Origin of the sequence: Pseudoalteromonas sp. 2CM37A (assembly GCF_023161885.1) — a bacterium.
Taxonomy (GTDB): Bacteria; Pseudomonadota; Gammaproteobacteria; order Enterobacterales; family Alteromonadaceae; genus Pseudoalteromonas; species Pseudoalteromonas atlantica.
The window spans coordinates 12,248-29,043 of sequence record NZ_JALNTJ010000007.1 but is presented as its reverse complement, the minus strand read 5'-3'; the positions used below and the strand labels follow the sequence as shown (position 1 = coordinate 29,043).

The window sequence follows — 16,796 nt, the reverse complement described above, 5'->3', positions numbered from 1 at the left end:
AAAGCAATTTAGTTGTATTAAAAATGGCGCTCAGTGAGCGCCATTTTTTGTGGGGATATTTATAGCAATTCGCTTAATTAAGCATGCTGTAAATAAGCGCGCATACGGCCAAGGAGCCCACAGCAAGTACAAACAAGGTGCTTAAGCGGTTGCGATATTTACTCAGCGCAGGCACTTTGTATACGGCAATCATTGGCATAATAAATAAAATCATCGCAATGATAGGGCCAGAGAGCTGATCCATCATGTCTAAAATGCTTGGGTTTTTAACCGCGCAAAACCAAATAGCAAAAAACATAATGAGTACGCCAATTTTGTCGGCTACTTTTGCACTTAAGCTTGTTTGCTTAGTCACCAAACCGGTAAAGCTTTCGCGTGCACCTAAAAAGTGCCCTAAAAACGATGACGTAATCGCAATAAAGGCAACCAGCGGCCCAAGAGTCGCTATATACGAGTTACTGGTGATATTAGCAAGGTAAGATAAAATCGATACGTTAGCCGCTTTAGCAGCCGCCATTTGCTCGCTAGTAAGCGAAAGCACGCACGAAAACACAAACAGCAGTACAAATACAATAAGTAGTAAGCTAGTGCGCTTTAAAATAGCCTCAGCCTTATTAGTGGCCTGATTGCCATAATGCCCACGCTGCACGTTCACAAAGCTTGAAATAGCCGCCGCATGACTAAACGAAAACACAATAATAGGAATAGATAACCACAGCGTTTTAGTAAAGCTGCCCGCCTCAGGTAGGCTCATATCTGGCATTTGCCAGCTAGGGATTAAATAGAGCGATAAGCAAAATAAAATACCTACAAGCGGATACACCAAAATAGCAAAGGCACGCAGCATTAAGCGCTCACCGCCCATCATTAGGCTAATCATACCGGCAACCAATACACCCGAAAGTAACACGCGAGAAGGTGACTCAAGGCCCATTTGGTTAACCATAAAGCTGTCAACGGTATTAGTTAAGCCTACGCCGTAAATAAGCAAAATGGGGAATATAGATAAAAAGTATAATAAAGAGATTAACCTGCCCGCCGTTACACCAAAGTGCTCTTCAACAACATCAGTAAAATCTGAATCTTTATTTTTAGACGACAACACAAAGCGGGCTAAGCCGCGGTGTGCTAAAAAGGTCATTGGAAAGGCTAAACACGCCATAATAATTAGTGGCCAAAAACCCCCAATACCAATATTAATAGGTAAAAATAAAATGCCCGCGCCAACGGCGGTACCAAAAAGGCTTAACGTCCACTGCGTATCGTGCAGGTTCCATTTAGAAGTAGGTGTGTGTTCACCTGTTTGTGATGCATTTGAAAGCGTTGCATCTTGTGATGGTGTCATGTGTGTGCTCATCCATTATTTAAATAATAATCGCGCGCAAGAATATAGTTTTTAGCTAAAACTTTCATGTTTTGAGGGGTTTTGTAGACTAATTAATTAGACGCCGTTGCACCAAAAGTGTCATGAATACGAAACAGCGCTGTAAAAATAAACAAATACCCGAACCAGCACAGTTGTAGGTTGGGTAGAGCGAAGCGAAACCCAACACGTCATAGCGCCATTCGAGCGGTAAAGCCAAGAGGCGGATTTCATAACGTGGAAATAGGAGAGGCCATTTTTATTGGTTTCAACTAAAAATCAAAGTTTGTTTATAAAATCTGTTAAGTAGAAGCCATTGCTTAGAACTTCATAAGAGATTTATTCTAAACTCCGTTATACTTCCTGCAATTAAATATGCCAAACGAAGTAAACAGGCCGCTAACTGCAATGAGCAAAGACATTCTTTTTCATACTACTTTTGCGCACGAAACCAGTAAAACATGGGTTGTATTTGTTCATGGCGCAGGTGGTAGCTCGGCAATTTGGTTTCGACAGCTTAAAGCTTATAAAAAAGAATATAATGTGTTGTTGCTCGATCTTCGCGGTCACGGTAAATCGAATAACTTAGTGCAAAACTTTGTTGATAATAATTATTCGTTTAATAAGGTCTCTAAAGACATTATCGATGTGCTAGATCATAACAACATTCCCAGTGCACACTTTGTTGGTATTTCATTGGGCACCATTCTTATTCGAAATATTGCTGAAATTGCGCCGCAATATGTTTCTAGCATGGTGCTAGGTGGAGCGGTTACTCGGTTTAATACTCGCAGCAATACCTTGGTTTATTTAGGTAATACGTTTAAACACTTCTTGCCTTATATGTGGCTGTATCGCTTATTTGCTTTTATTATGATGCCGAAAAAGCGCCATAAAGAATCTCGACTTTTGTTTGTTCGTGAAGCAAAACGCTTATGCCAAAAAGAGTTTATAAAGTGGTTTAAACTAGCCATGGACGTAAATCCTTTAATGCAGTATTTCAAAGAAAAAGACATTGATATACCCATTCTTTACATTATGGGTAAGGAAGATCATATGTTCCTTGGGCCTGTTAAAGAAATGGTTAAACGACATAAAAATAGCGTACTGCAAACTATTCACCATTGCGGCCATGTTTGTAATGTGGAACGCCCAGACTTATTCAATCAGCACTCGCTTGCATTTATCGCCCAGCAAAATCGTTAAGGGTTGTAGCTCTTAAAAAGCGTTTAATCAATGGCAAGTGTTAAAAACGTATAATAGCCATCACTTGTTGATTGGAAACGGTCATTCTTTTGTCTTTATCCTTAAGCTAAAAACACTGTATTGCTTCATGCCACACTCTTTTACACATAGTAAAATACCTCGATTAATATAATTTTATAATTGGCAATCACTTACACAGTTTGTTACTAATAGATGTTCACAAAATAAGAACACGCTCATGTTAACTATAAGGGTGTAATTTGAGCAAGTTACTAGAATGCAGGGAAGTGTGTGAGAACATTTTTAGTTTTAATAACATTACTTCTTAGTGGGTGTTCTCCAATTTGGAAGGAGCAACCTTATAAAGTGTATTACATTGACGGTACCAAAAGGTTAGGTTACAGCCTTGGTCAGGGCGCATATATTGGGCGACTGGATGAACCAATAAATATTAAGTCTAACGAGCAATATATTTCGGTTTATGCTTGTCCGCATAAAACTTGTGCTTTTTACTATATTGATAAAATCAAAGATAACAAGTTTGCTGAACACAAGGAGTTTGTTTATGGGCCATACACAAAAGCTCAATTTGCAGCAATAGCCAAAAAGTTAGGGTTACCGACTATAAATTCCATCGCTAACAACGCAATTTAATAAAGGTTAAAAACCTTACTTAGATTTTCACAGGCTTCAACACGTCCAAATATGTTAACTAAAACGACTATTAAAGTTTATAAATAAAGAACTTAAAGAAAAAATAAAGGCAGTCAGTATGGATAAAAAGAAAGCCATTGTTATATTGCTCGGCATAGTATGGTTTATGTTAGGAGCTGCTTTTTTCATAGGTTTTGAGTCAGTAGAAAAGTTGTTGTTTTGTGTGTTTGTATTTTTCTTTTGTTATAGATATATCTATGCATTTATATTAAATAGAAGTATTTATGCACCATATACCGGTGAGGAAATTTCTCCTACTGAAGGTAATTTAATAAAGCGGCTCTTTATGCTGATTATAGGTATTGGTGCGTGCACCTATTTTACTTTCTTTATTTCTTAAAAAGCATATTAGCCCAAAAGCCTGAACAACCTTAAAAGAAAAGGTTATATCATCACTTGGTATGTTTATAACGTTGCTGTGTTTCAGTACGCTTTATCAATTGGTAGACAAGTTTTTTAGTGCGAAATAGCGAGGATGGTTAACGGGTACTCGTTGGGTTTCGTTCCACTCAACCCAACCTACGGTGTTTAGGTTTACATTGAGCTGCTCGTGGCTAACAGCTCGAAGCTCTTAGCTTTTATTCTTCCACCGCACTCACTACAAAATACGGATTCAAATACTCATCTTTGGTGTTATAAATAAGCGGGCTGCCATCGAGCTTGGTTACTTTAGCGCCGGCTATTTCAGCAATAGCATGGCCAGCTCCCGTATCCCACTCACAGGTTGGGCCTAAGCGCGGGTAAATATCAGCACTGCCCTCAGCCACTAAACATAATTTTAGTGAACTGCCTTTTGAGACCATTTCAACGTCGTCAAAGCGTTTTACAAACTCGGCTAAATCGGGTGATGGGTGCGAGCGACTGCCAACCACGCGGATTAACCCTTTATTAGGTTTAGTGGTTACTTTAAGCTCAATACGCTCATCGCCTTTGTCTTTAAACGCGCCAATATCGTTACTGGCTAAGTAGGATACGCCAAGCGCGGGCGCGTCAACGACAGCAAGCACGGGTTTGCCGTTTTCGATTAGGGCTATATTTACGGTAAATTCGCCGTTCTTTTTAATAAACTCTTTAGTGCCGTCGATTGGGTCTACTAACCAGTAGCTTTTCCATGTTTGACGAATGTCCCAGCTTATATCAGCGCTTTCTTCGCTAAGTATAGGTGTGTCGGGCGTGAGCTGTTTTAGCCCTGTCACAATGACTTTATGAGCTGCTAAGTCGGCGTCGGTTACTGGGCTTTCATCGGCTTTGTATTCAACGTTAAAGTCCTTTTCGTAAATCCCCATTATGGCTTGGCCTGCTTTGCGGGCAAGGATGAGGGTTTCTTCTAGTAGCTCGGTTTGGTTCATTGGGGTTAACCTATAATATGCTTTTGTTTTAGATACGTTATCAGTTGTGTAACCGATTGGTCTAGGGTGTTTTTACTGGTATCTAAAATTATTTCTGGGTTGTTGGGTACTTCGTAGCTTGAGTCGATACCAGTAAAGTGTTTAATCTCACCTGCGCGGGCTTTTTTGTATAAGCCTTTAGGGTCGCGGCTTTCGCATACATCAAGCGGGGTATCTATAAATACTTCAATAAACTCACCGTCATCTACTAGGCTGCGCACCATGTCGCGCTCTGCTCTAAATGGCGAGATAAACGCGGTAAGCACTAATAGGCCGGCATCGGTCATTAGTTTTGCGGTTTCGCCAACGCGGCGTATGTTTTCGATGCGGTCTTCGTCGCTAAAGCCAAGGTCTTTACATAAGCCGTGACGTACGTTGTCGCCATCAAGCAGGTAAGTGTGCGCACCTTGCTGATTAAGTGCCGCTTCTAGTGCGTTGGCTACGGTGCTTTTGCCAGAGCCAGAAAAACCGGTAAACCATAAAATGGCCGGTTTATGCTTTTTTTGCTCACTACGTTGTGCTTTTGTGGTTGCGTAGTTATGCCAAACAATATTTTCATCCATAGTGGTGTGTCTCTTGTACTGTAAGCGCCCGTATTAAAAAGGAAATACGAGCGGGATCAAGGTTAATACCGTGATTGAATAAATAATAGAAAGGGGCAAGCCCATTGTTATGTAATCTTTTAAGCGGTAGTTACCCGCGCTGTAAACCATAAGGTTTGTTTGATACCCAAATGGCGATATGAAACTGGCAGATGCACCAAACGCTACCGCCATAATAAAGGGTAGAGGGTCTACATTAAAACCCACTGCTAGCGAGTAAGCCACAGGAAATGAAAGCGCTGCTGCGGCATTATTAGTAATAAGCTCGGTGAATAATACGGTCATTAAAAATATGGCGATAAACGCGCCATAAGGGCCAAAATCACCTAGTACCATAAATAGGGCATCTGATATTTGCCCGGCAAGCCCGGTTTCTATCATTAATTTAGCAAGCCCTATGGCACTGCCTACAACGGCGAGTAGCTCAATGGGAAAGCGACGTTTTACTTCGCTCAGTTTAACTGTACCGCTAAGCAATAAGCCAATGAGTAACACCAGCAGGCCTTTTACTAAAGGAACTATACCTACAATGCTTAACCCTAACACGGCGGCAAAGCCTGCCAATACAATATTAGATTGTTTAGGTTTTAGGTGTGTTTGTAAGTCAAACCCCGATATATACACAAATTCGCGGTTTAAATTAGGTAAAGAGTAAAAGTTTTTACCTGGGGCGAGTATTAAAGAATCGCCGGCTTGCAATTGCACTTGCCCAAGGCCGCCTTGTAAGCGGTCATGCCCTCGGCGAATGGCAATAACAGCGGCATGAAACTGCTCTCTAAAACGCGCCTCTTTTACGGTTTTGCCAATAAACTTTGATGATTGGCTCACAACCACTTCAACTAAGTGTTCTATGTCTTTTTCGTGGTTGTCGTGCACCACTTTTAATCCGTCAAAGCGTCTTAATAAGGGCACCGATTTAATATCGCCAACAAACAGCAGTACGTCGTTTTGTCTAATAATTTGCTGAGGTGTTACTGCGTATATGCGCTCATCGCCACGAATAATTTCGGCGAGAAATAAATCTTTTAAATCGCGTAGGCCGTTTTCTTCTACGGTGCGGCCAATAAGTTTAGAGCCTGCCTGCACTTTTCCCTCTAAGTAAAAGGGAATAACCTCTTGTGTGTTTTTGCCGTTGTCGGGCAGGTATTTGAGCATTACTAAAATAGTAATGAGGCCCACACTTAATGCGCCAATGCCCACTAAGGTAAAATCAAAAAAGCCCAGTGGCGCCATACCTGCATCTACGGCAAAGCCGTTCACTATTAAATTGGTTGATGTACCAATAAGTGTAATGGTGCCGCCTAATATAGCAGTGTACGACAGCGGTAATAGTAGCTTTGAGGGTGAATGATTTGGGTTGTCTTTTATGGCGGTGATAAGCGATGCCACAACCGCGGTATTGTTAGTAAATGACGATAAAAACGCGGTTGATAAACCAAGCTTTGTTACCGACTTTACTAAACTCCCTTTAGATAACGATTGGGAAAGCTGTTGTATGAGTGTGGTTTTTTCAATAGCGATTGAAACCAGCACTAATAATACGAGGGTAATGAGCGACGGGTTTGCGTAGTTTACTAACATGCTTTCAAGGTCAATCAGGCCTGTTAAATAACCTGTACCAATAGCACTTACAAATAACCATGCTGGATTAATGCGGGTGCCAAAAAGGCACCCAACTAAGGTAAGCATAATGCCTGTTAAAACGAGCTGCTCTACCATGCTTTTATATTCCTAACAGACATTTGTATACTTACAGTTTTGAAATATCAAGCGCTTGCCAATGTGGGAAGTGCTTGCGTACTAAGCTATTAAACTCAATTTCAAAGTCGCTGAAATCGCTGTTTTGTTTTTCGCTTTTTAGTACTTGCTCAATCATACCTGCGGCAACCGTTAAGTTAGATAAACGGTCGATAAGGATAAATGAGCCAGTTTCGTGGTTGTTATGATACTCATCAGCTAATATTGTTTCGCTTAGTTCAAGCGTGACAATGGCAATTTCGTTTAGCTGAAGTGAATCGGCTGTGCCGTGCTCTAAAGTGTTTACATCAATAGTGTGGTCAATCTTTTTAACCACGGCTGATGTATTTTTGCTACCTAGTTTAATGTTGTAGCTTTTGCCTAGTACCAGCGGCTCTTCGTGCATCCACACAAGTTTAGCTTGTATAAGGTTAGTAACCGTTGCACTTGAGCTTTGCGGCACAATGACATCGCCGCGGCTAATATCAATTTCGCTATTTAGGGTAACGGTAATTGCTTGGCCGGCCTCTGCGTGATCTAGGTTGCCATTAAAGGTCACAATTTCTTTAATACTTGATGTTTTACCCGACGGTAATACTTTTATTGCATCGCCAACTTGTAACTTACCTGATGCCAATGTGCCCTGAAAACCACGGAAGTTTAAGTTAGGGCGCACTACATATTGCACTGGCAAGCGTGCTTCAAAGCCGGTATCGGTTTCGGCCGCTGGTGAGTCTTCTAAAAGCTCAAGCAATGGCTTGTCGGTGTAATAAGGCGTATGTGCAGAGCGGGTTACTACGTTGTCGCCTTTAAGCGCCGACATAGGCACAAACTTAATGTTTGATACGTTAAGTTGCTCAGCAAATTTAAGGTAATCGGCTTTAATTTTTTCATAAACGGTTTCGTCAAAATCAACGATATCCATTTTATTAATCGCGACCACAAACTGTTTAATACCTAGTGAGTCACAAATAAAGCTATGACGCTTAGTTTGTACTTGCACACCGTAGCGGGCATCAACCAAAATAATGGCTACATCGCTTGTTGATGCGCCTGTTACCATGTTGCGTGTGTATTGCTCGTGCCCTGGGGTGTCGGCAATAATAAATTTACGCTTAGCCGTTGAAAAATAACGGTACGCTACATCAATAGTAATGCCTTGCTCGCGCTCAGCTTGTAGGCCATCTACTAGTAGCGCTAAGTCTAGCTCTTCGCCTGCGTTGCCTACTTTTTCGTTATCTTTATGAAGAGCAGCTAGCTGATCTTCATAAATTTGGTGGCTGTCGTGCAGTAGGCGGCCAATCAGTGTTGATTTACCGTCATCTACGCTGCCACAGGTAAGCATACGCAATAAGCTTTTATCTTGTTGGCGTGCTAGGTAGGCGTCTATGCCAATCTCTTTTACTTCGTTAATGGTGTCGTTAGTATTGGTAGACATTAGAAATACCCCTCACGTTTTTTCTTCTCCATTGAGCCTGCTGAGTCGTGATCTATTACACGGCCTTCACGTTCAGATGACGTAGATAGCAGCATTTCTTCAATAATTTCTGTTAGGTTACTGGCTGTAGATTCAACTGCACCGGTAAGTGGGTAACAGCCTAAAGTACGAAAACGTACCGACTTCATTTGTGGTACTTCACCCTCAGCAAGTGGCATGCGCTCATCGTCAACCATAATTAAGGTGCCGTCGCGCTCTACTACTGGGCGCTCTTTCGCTAAATAAAGCGGAACCATTTCAATGTTTTCTTGGTAAATGTATTGCCAAATATCAAGCTCAGTCCAGTTAGACAGTGGGAATACACGAATGCTCTCACCTGGGTTAACTTGGCTGTTGTAAGTATTCCAAAGCTCTGGACGTTGGTTTTTAGGGTCCCATCGGTGGTGTTTATCGCGGAACGAGTAAACACGCTCTTTAGCGCGAGACTTTTCTTCATCGCGGCGTGCGCCACCAAATGCAGCATCAAAGCCGTATTTATCTAGCGCTTGCTTTAAGCCTTGGGTTTTCATTATGTCGGTATGTTTACCCGAGCCATGCTCAAACGGGCTAATACCCATTGCCATGCCTTCTGGGTTTTTGTGTACCAGCAGGTCAAAACCGTATTCTTTTGCAAGGCGATCGCGAAACTCAATCATTTCACGAAACTTCCAGTTGGTGTCTACGTGTAATAACGGAAACGGAATTTTTGCAGGGTAAAATGCTTTACGCGCTAAGTGCAAAAGTACCGACGAATCTTTACCAATTGAGTAAAGCATTACTGGGTTCTCAAACTCAGCGGCGACTTCGCGCATGATTTTGATACTTTCAGCTTCAAGTTGCTGAAGGTGAGTTAAAGCCATTGTTAGTCGTCCTACTAAAATGATTAAAAGTGATTAAGTAAAATATAATTATGTATTTGATACGCCGGTCAGCGGCTGAGCAAAGCTACTGGTTTGCTCGTTTTGGCCAAACCATGCAAGCTGCGAGTGCAGGGCGGCTACTTCGCCAATAATAAGTAATGCTGGCGATACCACACTGTTGCGCTCTATTAAATCTGCAAGCTCACCTAATTGCCCCGTAACAACACGCTGGTTTTTACGCGTGCCGTTTTCGATTATGGCAACTGGCGTATTAGCGCTGCGGCCATGTTTTAAAAGCTGAGCCTGTATATGTGGCGATTTAATAACGCCCATATAAATAGCTAAAGTTTGATGCGCTTTAGCAAGCGATTGCCAATCGAGTTCTTGGCCATCTTTTTTACAATGCCCTGTTACAAACTGGATGGCTTGTGCGTGGTCGCGGTGAGTAAGCGGAATACCCGCATACGCGCTACAACCAGCGGCGGCAGTTATACCCGGTACTATTTGATAATTAACGTTATTGGCAGCTAGTACTTGTACTTCTTCACCACCACGGCCGTAAATAAATGGGTCGCCGCCTTTAATGCGGCATACTTTTTTGCCTTGCTTGGCAAAATCAACCAGCATTTGGTTGGTATCTTCTTGCGCTACACTGTGATCGCCCATACGCTTGCCTACGCAAACTAAATCGGCATCACGGCGTACTAATTCCATAATTTCATCAGACACTAAATAGTCGTATACAACGACATCGGCTTGCTGCATTAACTGCAATGCTTTAAGTGTTAAAAGCTCAGGGTCGCCTGGGCCTGCACCTACTACATATACTTCGCCTTCTGGCTCGGCTTTGGCATCAAGCATTTGCTCTAGTTGTGCTTGTGCTGCATCGGTATTACCTGTTTGCACTTTGCTTACGACTGATGAATCAAACACGCCTTCCCAAAATTGGCGACGATCGGCAAAGTGCTTAAAGCGCTGTTTTACTTTGTCTCTAAAACTGCCAACTAAAGTAGCCAGTGGGCCAATGTGTTGTGGGATTAACGTTTCGAGCTTTTCACGTAGTCGCCGAGCAAGTACTGGCGCGGTGCCTGCACTTGAAATAGCTATGGTTATTGGGTCACGGTCTACAATTGATGGGAATATAAACGTACATTTAGGTTGGTCATCAACCACATTTACAAATACATTGCGTGCGTTAGCTAGCTCAAATACGTTGTTGTTTACTTCGTCTAAGTCTGTGGCTGCTATAACCAGCATTTTGCCATCAAGGTGCGACTCATCAAAATAGGCATCAATAAGCGTTACTTCATTGTTTTGTGCATGTTCTTTTAGTTCATCACAAAACCAAGGTGCCACTAAGGTTACATTTGCGCGGGCTTTTAAAAACGCGCGACATTTGCGTAATGCGACCTCTCCACCGCCAACAACCAGCACAGGTTTGTTGTCGAGTTTGGTAAAGATAGGTAAATACTGCACGTGGTTAACACCTCTAAGTAAAATCTAAAATAAAACGCTATTGAGCAGGGGGCAGAATATAGCGCGCACTAGTAAGTAAAAAATAATTAAAACCAAGTTTATATAACCAAAAGTTATAATGGGTGGTTGTTTTAGGTTTAAGCCTTAATCTATAGGGGATTAACGCGCATTACACGCAAAATAATGTGCTTATAGTGTTTGGTTATGAGCTATAGCGAGATTACGTTAATTTGTTACTATGGCGCTAAACCTAATTTATCGCCTACTTAAAGGGATTACGTATGACTGAACAACACAACGATGCACACTTAGCTGTGTCGCTTATGGATTTAACAAGCCTAAACACCTCAGACACGGCCAGTGATATTCAGCAGCTTGTAAATAGTATTAACCCTAAATTGGGCACGCCTGCTGCAGTATGCGTTTACAGTGATTTTGTAGATGATGCAAAAATAGCACTGGCTGCGCGTGAACTTAACCATGTAAAAGTAGCAACGGTTACAAATTTTCCTAGTGGTGATGCGCCACTGAGCGATGTGATAAACGAAACACTGATAGCAATTGAGCGCGGCGCGGATGAAATAGATTTAGTGATCCCGTATAAAGCACTTATTGCTGGCGAGCACAGCAAAGTGCTGGAGTATGTAACTCAAAGTAAAAAAGCCTGTGGTACAAGAGCGCAATTAAAAGTAATTATAGAAAGTGGCGAACTTAAAACTGCAGAGCTAATCACTAAAGCTACAAACTTGGCTATTCAAGGCGGGGCTGATTTTGTAAAAACCAGCACAGGTAAAGTGGCAATAAATGCAACGCTTGACGCAACAAACGTGATGCTCAGCGCTATTAAACAATCGGGTAAGGTTGTTGGTTTTAAAGCCGCAGGCGGAGTTAAAACTGTTATTGATGCAAAGGAGTATTTAGCACTGACACGCTCAATTATGGGCGATGACTACTTACAAGCCGCTACATTTAGGTTTGGCGCATCAAGCTTACTAAGTGATGTATATAAAGTATTAGAAAAATAACCAAGGACATATAATGAAACCAAGAAATTCAGGGATGCAAAACCTGGTCAATAACCTTGTTAAAGGTGCCATTTTGGCCGGTGTTGTAGGGTTTGGCTTAACTGCATGTACTAACCCAAGCACGCCTGCAGGTGAAGAAGGGTATGTGTACGAAAAACCAAGAATATTTGGCGAAGGTGGCTATCAAGGCACCATGAAAGGACCTGCTAACTATGGTGTTTCTTTACTTCGTAATGAAGTGGTAAATATTGATATGCGACCTAATACGTATACTGAAACATTCAGAATTCTTGCTAATGATGATTTAAATATAAAATTTGATTTTCATGCAGTAATAGGGATTCAAAGTGGCTCGGTAAAAACAGTTGTAGAAGAGTATGGCGCTGAGAACTGGTATAAACGCTTTGTGCGTGAAACGTTTAGAACCTATGTGCGTGACATTGTGCAAAAGTACGACAGTGGTGAGCTGAAAACAAATCGCGAACAAATAGCGCAAGAAGTTAGTTTGCGTTTACAAACTTATTTATCATCAACGCCCTTTAAATTAGCAAATGTAGTAGTGGGAGATATTAATTACCCAGCCATTGTCGCAAATGCCGTAGAGAAAAAGCTTGCCGCGCAGCAGTTATTAGCAGAGAAAGAAACACAAAAAGAAATAGCACGCAAAGATGCTGAAATAAGAGTGGAAGAAGCAAAAGGTATTGCCCAAGCTCAAAAAATAATTAACGCAACGCTTACTGCAAATTATTTACAACATGAAGCTATAAACGCGCAGGCAAAAATGGCTGAGTCGCCAAACCATACAACGGTTTATATTCCAGTTGGTAATAATGGCGTGCCGCTAGTAAAAGGGGCTAATTAAGCCTTTTTATTATTAAGGACTTAATAGTTTATCGAGATTTTGCAATGTGGGTATCTTTTAGGCTTGTGTTAATGATTTGCGTAAGTATAATAGGCATCCACTTTGCAGGGGCGTAGTTCCAATTGGTAGAACAGCGGTCTCCAAAACCGACGGTTGGGAGTTCGAATCTCTCCGCCCCTGCCATTTTTACTCATAAGTTGAGTAAGTCTGGGGTTAAAAATCGGTTTAAATAAGTCTGTTTTTAAGTTTAGATTTTAATGGATTAACCCTGCCGTTGTGTAGGGTTGTTGTGTCTGTAGTTAAGGTAATAATATTATGAGCACGAATGTAGAAACACCATCAAGTGCGATGGAGTCGGTAAAGTGGTTAGTAGCAATCGCGCTACTTGCAGGCGCAGTTGTTGGTAATCACATGTTTGCAGATCAGTCTGTATTACTACGTGCAATTGGCGTTGTGGTTGCTATAGCAGCAGGTTTAGGTATTGCCTCGCAAACCGCTAAAGGCCGTGACTTTTTAGCATTTGCTAAAGAAGCACGCATCGAAGTACGTAAAGTTGTTTGGCCAACGCGTCAAGAAACTACCCACACGACATTAATCGTAATGGTTGCAACAGTGATTATGGCGCTTATCCTTTGGGGATTAGATGGCATTTTATTCCGCGCTGTAGGCTTTTTAACTGGATTGGAGATCTGATCCCATGTCGGATGAGAACAAAGAAATTAAATTACGCTGGTACGTTGTACAAGCATTCTCTGGTTACGAAAAGCGTGTAGCGCAAACGTTATCAGAGCACATCAAAATTGAAGGTCTTGAAGAGAGCTTTGGTGAAATATTAGTACCAACAGAAGAAGTTGTTGAGATGCGCGCCGGTCAAAAGCGTAAATCTGAGCGTAAATTCTTCCCAGGTTACGTACTAGTACAAATGGACATGAACGATGCAAGCTGGCACTTAGTGAACAGCACTGAACGTGTAATGGGCTTTATTGGTGGTACTTCTGACCGCCCAGCGCCTATTAGTTCTAAAGAAGCAGAACGCATTCTTAACCGTCTTCAAGAGAACGCTGAAGCACCTAAACCAGCTACATTATTTGAGCCAGGTGAAGTTGTTCGTGTTACTGATGGTCCATTTGCTGACTTTAGCGGTGTTGTTGAAGAAGTTGACTACGAAAAGAGCCGCGTGAAAGTGTCGGTACTTATTTTTGGTCGTTCTACACCGGTTGAACTTGAATTTGGTCAAGTTGAACAAGATAAGTAATTGATTAAAAAAGCTTCGTCATTATTTACTTAAATTTTGGCACGAAGCTTGAAAAAGGCCGCTGATTAACTTATAATCAGCGGCCTTTTTGTATTAAGGCAAAAATTTATTTTTGCTCGCAAAAAGTACGAAACCAATTTTTAAACTGGGAAGCCGTTAGAGTACGCGTCCTCGCGCGCACAAGGCTAAGACCCACCAAATGAGGTATTTATAATGGCTAAAAAAGTTGAAGCTTTAATCAAGCTACAAGTTGCCGCTGGTATGGCTAATCCTAGTCCTCCAGTAGGTCCTGCACTAGGTCAACACGGTGTAAACATCATGGAATTCTGTAAAGCGTTTAACGCGCGTACAGAGTCTATCGAAAAAGGCGCTCCAGTTCCTGTAGTGATCTCTGTTTACGGTGACCGTTCATTTACGTTCGATATGAAAACGCCACCTGCTGCTTACTTACTTAAGAAAGCTGCTGGTATCAAATCAGGCTCAGGCCGTCCTAACACTGAAAAAGTAGGCACAGTAACTCGTGCTCAACTTGAAGAGATCGTTGAGACAAAACGAGCTGACCTTACAGCGGCTGATATGGACGCTGCGGTTCGCACTATCGCAGGTTCTGCGCGTGCGATGGGCTTGAACGTAGAGGACTAAGAAATGGCTAAATTAACTAAACGTATGCGTACTATCCGCGAAAAAGTGGAAGTAACTAAAGATTACGAAATCAATGAAGCAGTTGCTCTTTTAAAAGAGTTAGCGACAGCTAAATTCGTAGAAAGTGTTGACGTTGCTGTTAACCTTGGTATTGACGCTCGTAAATCTGACCAGAACGTTCGTGGTGCAACTGTACTACCTAACGGTACTGGCCGTGATGTTCGTGTTGCTGTATTCACTCAAGGCGCTAATGCAGAAGCTGCAAAAGAAGCCGGTGCTGAATTAGTAGGCATGGAAGATCTTGCTGAACTAGTTAAGAAAGGCGAGATGGATTTTGACGTTGTTGTTGCATCACCAGACGCTATGCGTGTTGTTGGTCAACTAGGTCAAATCTTAGGTCCACGTGGTCTTATGCCTAACCCTAAAACTGGTACTGTAACGCCTAACGTTGCAGAAGCAGTTAAAAATGCGAAAGCAGGTCAAGTACGTTACCGTAATGACAAAAATGGTATCATCCATACTACTATCGGTAAGGTTGATTTCACTGCTGAGCAACTTCAACAAAACCTTGAAGCTCTAATCGTTGCGCTTAAGAAGGCTAAACCTTCTCAAGCTAAAGGTGTTTACGTTAAGAAAGTAACCATCTCTACAACAATGGGCGCAGGTGTTGCTGTTGACCAAAACACTTTAAGCACTTCTGTAGCTTAATAGGTGTTTACATGGCGTGAAATTTGTACTATAATTTTGCGCCATTTTATTGAATAATTTATTATTTAACAAGTAAAGAATTCGGGTTGAAGTCCATAATTTCGCTAAGCTCTTGAGTGATGCGATAAATTGGGCTTCCGTCCAAGACCGTAGGCGGCTTCGGCCTTAATATTACCTACGTAGACGGTGTGAATCCCCAGATAGATTTTTCCTAATCTCTTCTGGCTCTCGCCGTAAAAAGCATCTCTATCAAGTTTGTTGATAGGGAAGAGTAAAACAGGGAAGCCGAGTGTCGGTGACCCATTAGACCAGGAGTAACACCCATGGCTTTAAATCTTCAAGGCAAAAAAGCAATTGTTGCTGAAGTCAACGAAGCAGCCAATGGTGCTCTTTCTGCAGTTGTTGCAGATTCTCGTGGTGTAGCAGTAGGCGCAATTACAGCCCTTCGTAAAGAAGCTCGTGAAGCTGGTGTATGGATGAAAGTTGTTCGTAACACTCTAGCAAAACGTGCTGTTGAAGGTACTGAATTTGAATGTCTATCTGATTCGTTAGTTGGTCCAAGCTTAATCGCTTTCTCATCAGAGCACCCTGGTGCTGCTGCGCGTATCTTCGCAGATTTCGCGAAAAAGAATGAGAAATTCGAAGTTAAAACGGCCGCTTTTGAAGGAAATGTTGTAGATGCAGCAATGCTTGCTACATTACCTACATACGATGAAGCTGTTGCACGCTTAATGAGCGCTATGAAAGAAGCGTCTGCTGGCAAATTGTGTAAAACAATTGAAGCAGTACGTGTACAGAAAGAAGAGCAAGCTGCTTAATTTTAAGCTGTTTAACCTCTCTTTCGGTGTAAATTTATTTGGACCTAGAGTCCGTTAATTATTAGGAAATTTGTAATGTCTGTAACTAAAGACCAAATCCTTGACGCAATTGCTGAAATGTCAGTAATGGACGTTGTTGCTCTTGTTGAAGCAATGGAAGAAAAATTCGGCGTAACTGCTGCAGCTGCTATGGTAGCAGGTCCTGCTGCTGAAGCTGCTGAAGAGAAAACTGAATTTGACGTAATCCTTACTGGCGCTGGCGCTAACAAGGTTGCGGCAATCAAAGCTGTACGTAGCGCAACAGGCCTAGGCCTTAAAGAAGCGAAAGCTCTTGTTGAAGCTGCTCCTGCACCTATCAAAGAAGGTGTATCTAAAGAAGAAGCTGAAGCACTTCAAAAAGACCTTACTGAAGCTGGTGCTGAAGTTGAGGTTAAGTAATCTAGCTCACGCTAGGTTCGCTGCCTGAGTAATCAGGCAAGGGCTGGTGATTATTTAATCACCGGCCTTTTTGCGCTATAGAGTTATGTATTCCTATAGCTCAAATAAAATCTGATTTTCTCTTTACTTTCAACGCTTTATAGTTTGCTAGTGTTGCTAAGGCGGAGTTAATTAGAACAACAATTAAATGTTGTAAATCTTGGCATAGATGCCAGTTAAGTCTGT

Annotated in this window: 18 protein-coding genes and 1 tRNA gene; 12 read left to right on the top strand and 7 right to left on the bottom strand. The window is 41.9% G+C overall.

Annotation, left to right across the window (positions count from 1 at the left end; all coding sequences use genetic code 11):
* Positions 1 to 73: 73 nt before the first annotated feature.
* Positions 74 to 1,345: an aromatic amino acid transport family protein gene (locus MTF68_RS15160; RefSeq protein WP_248462949.1), complete on the bottom strand. Its 1,272-nt coding sequence runs from the start codon at positions 1,343 to 1,345 to the stop codon at positions 74 to 76.
* A gap of 426 nt (positions 1,346 to 1,771) precedes the next feature.
* Between MTF68_RS15160 and MTF68_RS15155 the strand changes: the two genes are divergently transcribed.
* From MTF68_RS15155 to MTF68_RS15145, 3 genes are all read left to right on the top strand, one after another.
* Entirely contained in the window at positions 1,772 to 2,569 is a 798-nt protein-coding gene (locus tag MTF68_RS15155; RefSeq protein ID WP_096740360.1) for an alpha/beta hydrolase, read from the top strand.
* Between the two features lie 291 nt (positions 2,570 to 2,860).
* Positions 2,861 to 3,223, top strand: a complete 363-nt coding sequence (locus MTF68_RS15150) for a hypothetical protein (RefSeq protein ID WP_024032037.1) — start codon at positions 2,861 to 2,863, stop codon at positions 3,221 to 3,223.
* Positions 3,224 to 3,341: 118 nt separating this feature from the next.
* The gene (locus MTF68_RS15145) at positions 3,342 to 3,623 is read left to right on the top strand and encodes a hypothetical protein (protein ID WP_024032038.1); all 282 of its coding nucleotides are present in this window, start codon (positions 3,342 to 3,344) and stop codon (positions 3,621 to 3,623) included.
* 238 nt (positions 3,624 to 3,861) lie between these two features.
* Here the strand turns inward: MTF68_RS15145 and cysQ are convergent, their stop codons facing one another.
* From cysQ to cysG, 6 genes are read right to left on the bottom strand one after another with little or no spacing between them, the layout of a single operon-like run.
* Positions 3,862 to 4,632: a 3'(2'),5'-bisphosphate nucleotidase CysQ gene (gene cysQ, locus MTF68_RS15140; protein WP_024032039.1), complete on the bottom strand. Its 771-nt coding sequence runs from the start codon at positions 4,630 to 4,632 to the stop codon at positions 3,862 to 3,864.
* Positions 4,633 to 4,637: 5 nt separating this feature from the next.
* On the bottom strand, positions 4,638 to 5,234 hold the full coding sequence (gene cysC / locus MTF68_RS15135; RefSeq protein ID WP_024032040.1) for an adenylyl-sulfate kinase: 597 nt from the start codon (positions 5,232 to 5,234) through the stop codon (positions 4,638 to 4,640).
* A gap of 33 nt (positions 5,235 to 5,267) precedes the next feature.
* Complete coding sequence (locus MTF68_RS15130) at positions 5,268 to 6,992, bottom strand: SLC13 family permease (protein ID WP_004588197.1); 1,725 nt, start codon at positions 6,990 to 6,992, stop codon at positions 5,268 to 5,270.
* A 31-nt stretch (positions 6,993 to 7,023) separates the two neighbouring features.
* Positions 7,024 to 8,448 (bottom strand): sulfate adenylyltransferase subunit CysN, encoded by a 1,425-nt coding sequence (gene cysN, locus MTF68_RS15125; protein ID WP_024032042.1) that lies wholly within the window; start codon positions 8,446 to 8,448, stop codon positions 7,024 to 7,026.
* The gene (gene cysD, locus MTF68_RS15120) at positions 8,448 to 9,347 is read right to left on the bottom strand and encodes a sulfate adenylyltransferase subunit CysD (protein ID WP_004588199.1); all 900 of its coding nucleotides are present in this window, start codon (positions 9,345 to 9,347) and stop codon (positions 8,448 to 8,450) included. Before cysD ends, cysN begins: the two co-directional genes overlap by 1 nt.
* Before the next feature lie 48 nt (positions 9,348 to 9,395).
* Positions 9,396 to 10,823 carry a siroheme synthase CysG gene (cysG, locus tag MTF68_RS15115; RefSeq protein WP_024032043.1) on the bottom strand — a complete coding sequence of 476 codons (1,428 nt, stop codon included), beginning with the start codon at positions 10,821 to 10,823 and terminating at the stop codon, positions 9,396 to 9,398.
* Between the two features lie 281 nt (positions 10,824 to 11,104).
* On the opposite strand from cysG, the gene deoC reads away from it, so the two are divergent.
* The 9 genes from deoC to rplL all read left to right on the top strand — a co-directional run bounded on the left by deoC (position 11,105) and on the right by rplL (position 16,571).
* Positions 11,105 to 11,848, top strand: a complete 744-nt coding sequence (deoC, locus tag MTF68_RS15110; RefSeq protein WP_248462948.1) for a deoxyribose-phosphate aldolase — start codon at positions 11,105 to 11,107, stop codon at positions 11,846 to 11,848.
* A 13-nt stretch (positions 11,849 to 11,861) separates the two neighbouring features.
* Positions 11,862 to 12,710 (top strand): SPFH domain-containing protein, encoded by an 849-nt coding sequence (locus tag MTF68_RS15105; RefSeq protein WP_029774147.1) that lies wholly within the window; start codon positions 11,862 to 11,864, stop codon positions 12,708 to 12,710.
* Between the two features lie 106 nt (positions 12,711 to 12,816).
* Positions 12,817 to 12,893, top strand: a tRNA-Trp gene (locus MTF68_RS15100).
* Positions 12,894 to 13,025: 132 nt separating this feature from the next.
* On the top strand, positions 13,026 to 13,403 hold the full coding sequence (gene secE / locus MTF68_RS15095; protein ID WP_004588203.1) for a preprotein translocase subunit SecE: 378 nt from the start codon (positions 13,026 to 13,028) through the stop codon (positions 13,401 to 13,403).
* Between the two features lie 4 nt (positions 13,404 to 13,407).
* Positions 13,408 to 13,965 carry a transcription termination/antitermination protein NusG gene (gene nusG, locus MTF68_RS15090; RefSeq protein ID WP_024032045.1) on the top strand — a complete coding sequence of 186 codons (558 nt, stop codon included), beginning with the start codon at positions 13,408 to 13,410 and terminating at the stop codon, positions 13,963 to 13,965.
* A gap of 213 nt (positions 13,966 to 14,178) precedes the next feature.
* A complete protein-coding gene (rplK, locus tag MTF68_RS15085; protein WP_004588205.1) occupies positions 14,179 to 14,607 on the top strand; it encodes a 50S ribosomal protein L11 in 429 nt (142 codons plus the stop codon).
* A gap of 3 nt (positions 14,608 to 14,610) precedes the next feature.
* Complete coding sequence (gene rplA, locus MTF68_RS15080) at positions 14,611 to 15,315, top strand: 50S ribosomal protein L1 (RefSeq protein ID WP_004588206.1); 705 nt, start codon at positions 14,611 to 14,613, stop codon at positions 15,313 to 15,315.
* 323 nt (positions 15,316 to 15,638) lie between these two features.
* Positions 15,639 to 16,133: a 50S ribosomal protein L10 gene (gene rplJ, locus MTF68_RS15075; protein WP_024032046.1), complete on the top strand. Its 495-nt coding sequence runs from the start codon at positions 15,639 to 15,641 to the stop codon at positions 16,131 to 16,133.
* Between the two features lie 75 nt (positions 16,134 to 16,208).
* Positions 16,209 to 16,571 carry a 50S ribosomal protein L7/L12 gene (rplL, locus tag MTF68_RS15070; RefSeq protein ID WP_004588208.1) on the top strand — a complete coding sequence of 121 codons (363 nt, stop codon included), beginning with the start codon at positions 16,209 to 16,211 and terminating at the stop codon, positions 16,569 to 16,571.
* Positions 16,572 to 16,796: the final 225 nt, after the last annotated feature.

Excerpts from the sequence above, each read along its gene's own strand:
- MTF68_RS15160 (WP_248462949.1), bottom strand. The coding sequence starts at position 1,345 with ATGACACCATCACAAGATGCAACGCTTTCAAATGCATCACAAACAGGT.
- MTF68_RS15155 (WP_096740360.1), top strand. The coding sequence starts at position 1,772 with ATGAGCAAAGACATTCTTTTTCATACTACTTTTGCGCACGAAACCAGT.
- MTF68_RS15145 (WP_024032038.1), top strand. The coding sequence starts at position 3,342 with ATGGATAAAAAGAAAGCCATTGTTATATTGCTCGGCATAGTATGGTTT.
- cysQ (WP_024032039.1), bottom strand. The coding sequence starts at position 4,632 with ATGAACCAAACCGAGCTACTAGAAGAAACCCTCATCCTTGCCCGCAAA.
- cysC (WP_024032040.1), bottom strand. The coding sequence starts at position 5,234 with ATGGATGAAAATATTGTTTGGCATAACTACGCAACCACAAAAGCACAA.
- MTF68_RS15130 (WP_004588197.1), bottom strand. The coding sequence starts at position 6,992 with ATGGTAGAGCAGCTCGTTTTAACAGGCATTATGCTTACCTTAGTTGGG.
- cysN (WP_024032042.1), bottom strand. The coding sequence starts at position 8,448 with ATGTCTACCAATACTAACGACACCATTAACGAAGTAAAAGAGATTGGC.
- cysD (WP_004588199.1), bottom strand. The coding sequence starts at position 9,347 with ATGGCTTTAACTCACCTTCAGCAACTTGAAGCTGAAAGTATCAAAATC.
- deoC (WP_248462948.1), top strand. The coding sequence starts at position 11,105 with ATGACTGAACAACACAACGATGCACACTTAGCTGTGTCGCTTATGGAT.
- MTF68_RS15105 (WP_029774147.1), top strand. The coding sequence starts at position 11,862 with ATGAAACCAAGAAATTCAGGGATGCAAAACCTGGTCAATAACCTTGTT.
- secE (WP_004588203.1), top strand. The coding sequence starts at position 13,026 with ATGAGCACGAATGTAGAAACACCATCAAGTGCGATGGAGTCGGTAAAG.
- nusG (WP_024032045.1), top strand. The coding sequence starts at position 13,408 with ATGTCGGATGAGAACAAAGAAATTAAATTACGCTGGTACGTTGTACAA.
- rplK (WP_004588205.1), top strand. The coding sequence starts at position 14,179 with ATGGCTAAAAAAGTTGAAGCTTTAATCAAGCTACAAGTTGCCGCTGGT.
- rplA (WP_004588206.1), top strand. The coding sequence starts at position 14,611 with ATGGCTAAATTAACTAAACGTATGCGTACTATCCGCGAAAAAGTGGAA.
- rplJ (WP_024032046.1), top strand. The coding sequence starts at position 15,639 with ATGGCTTTAAATCTTCAAGGCAAAAAAGCAATTGTTGCTGAAGTCAAC.
- rplL (WP_004588208.1), top strand. The coding sequence starts at position 16,209 with ATGTCTGTAACTAAAGACCAAATCCTTGACGCAATTGCTGAAATGTCA.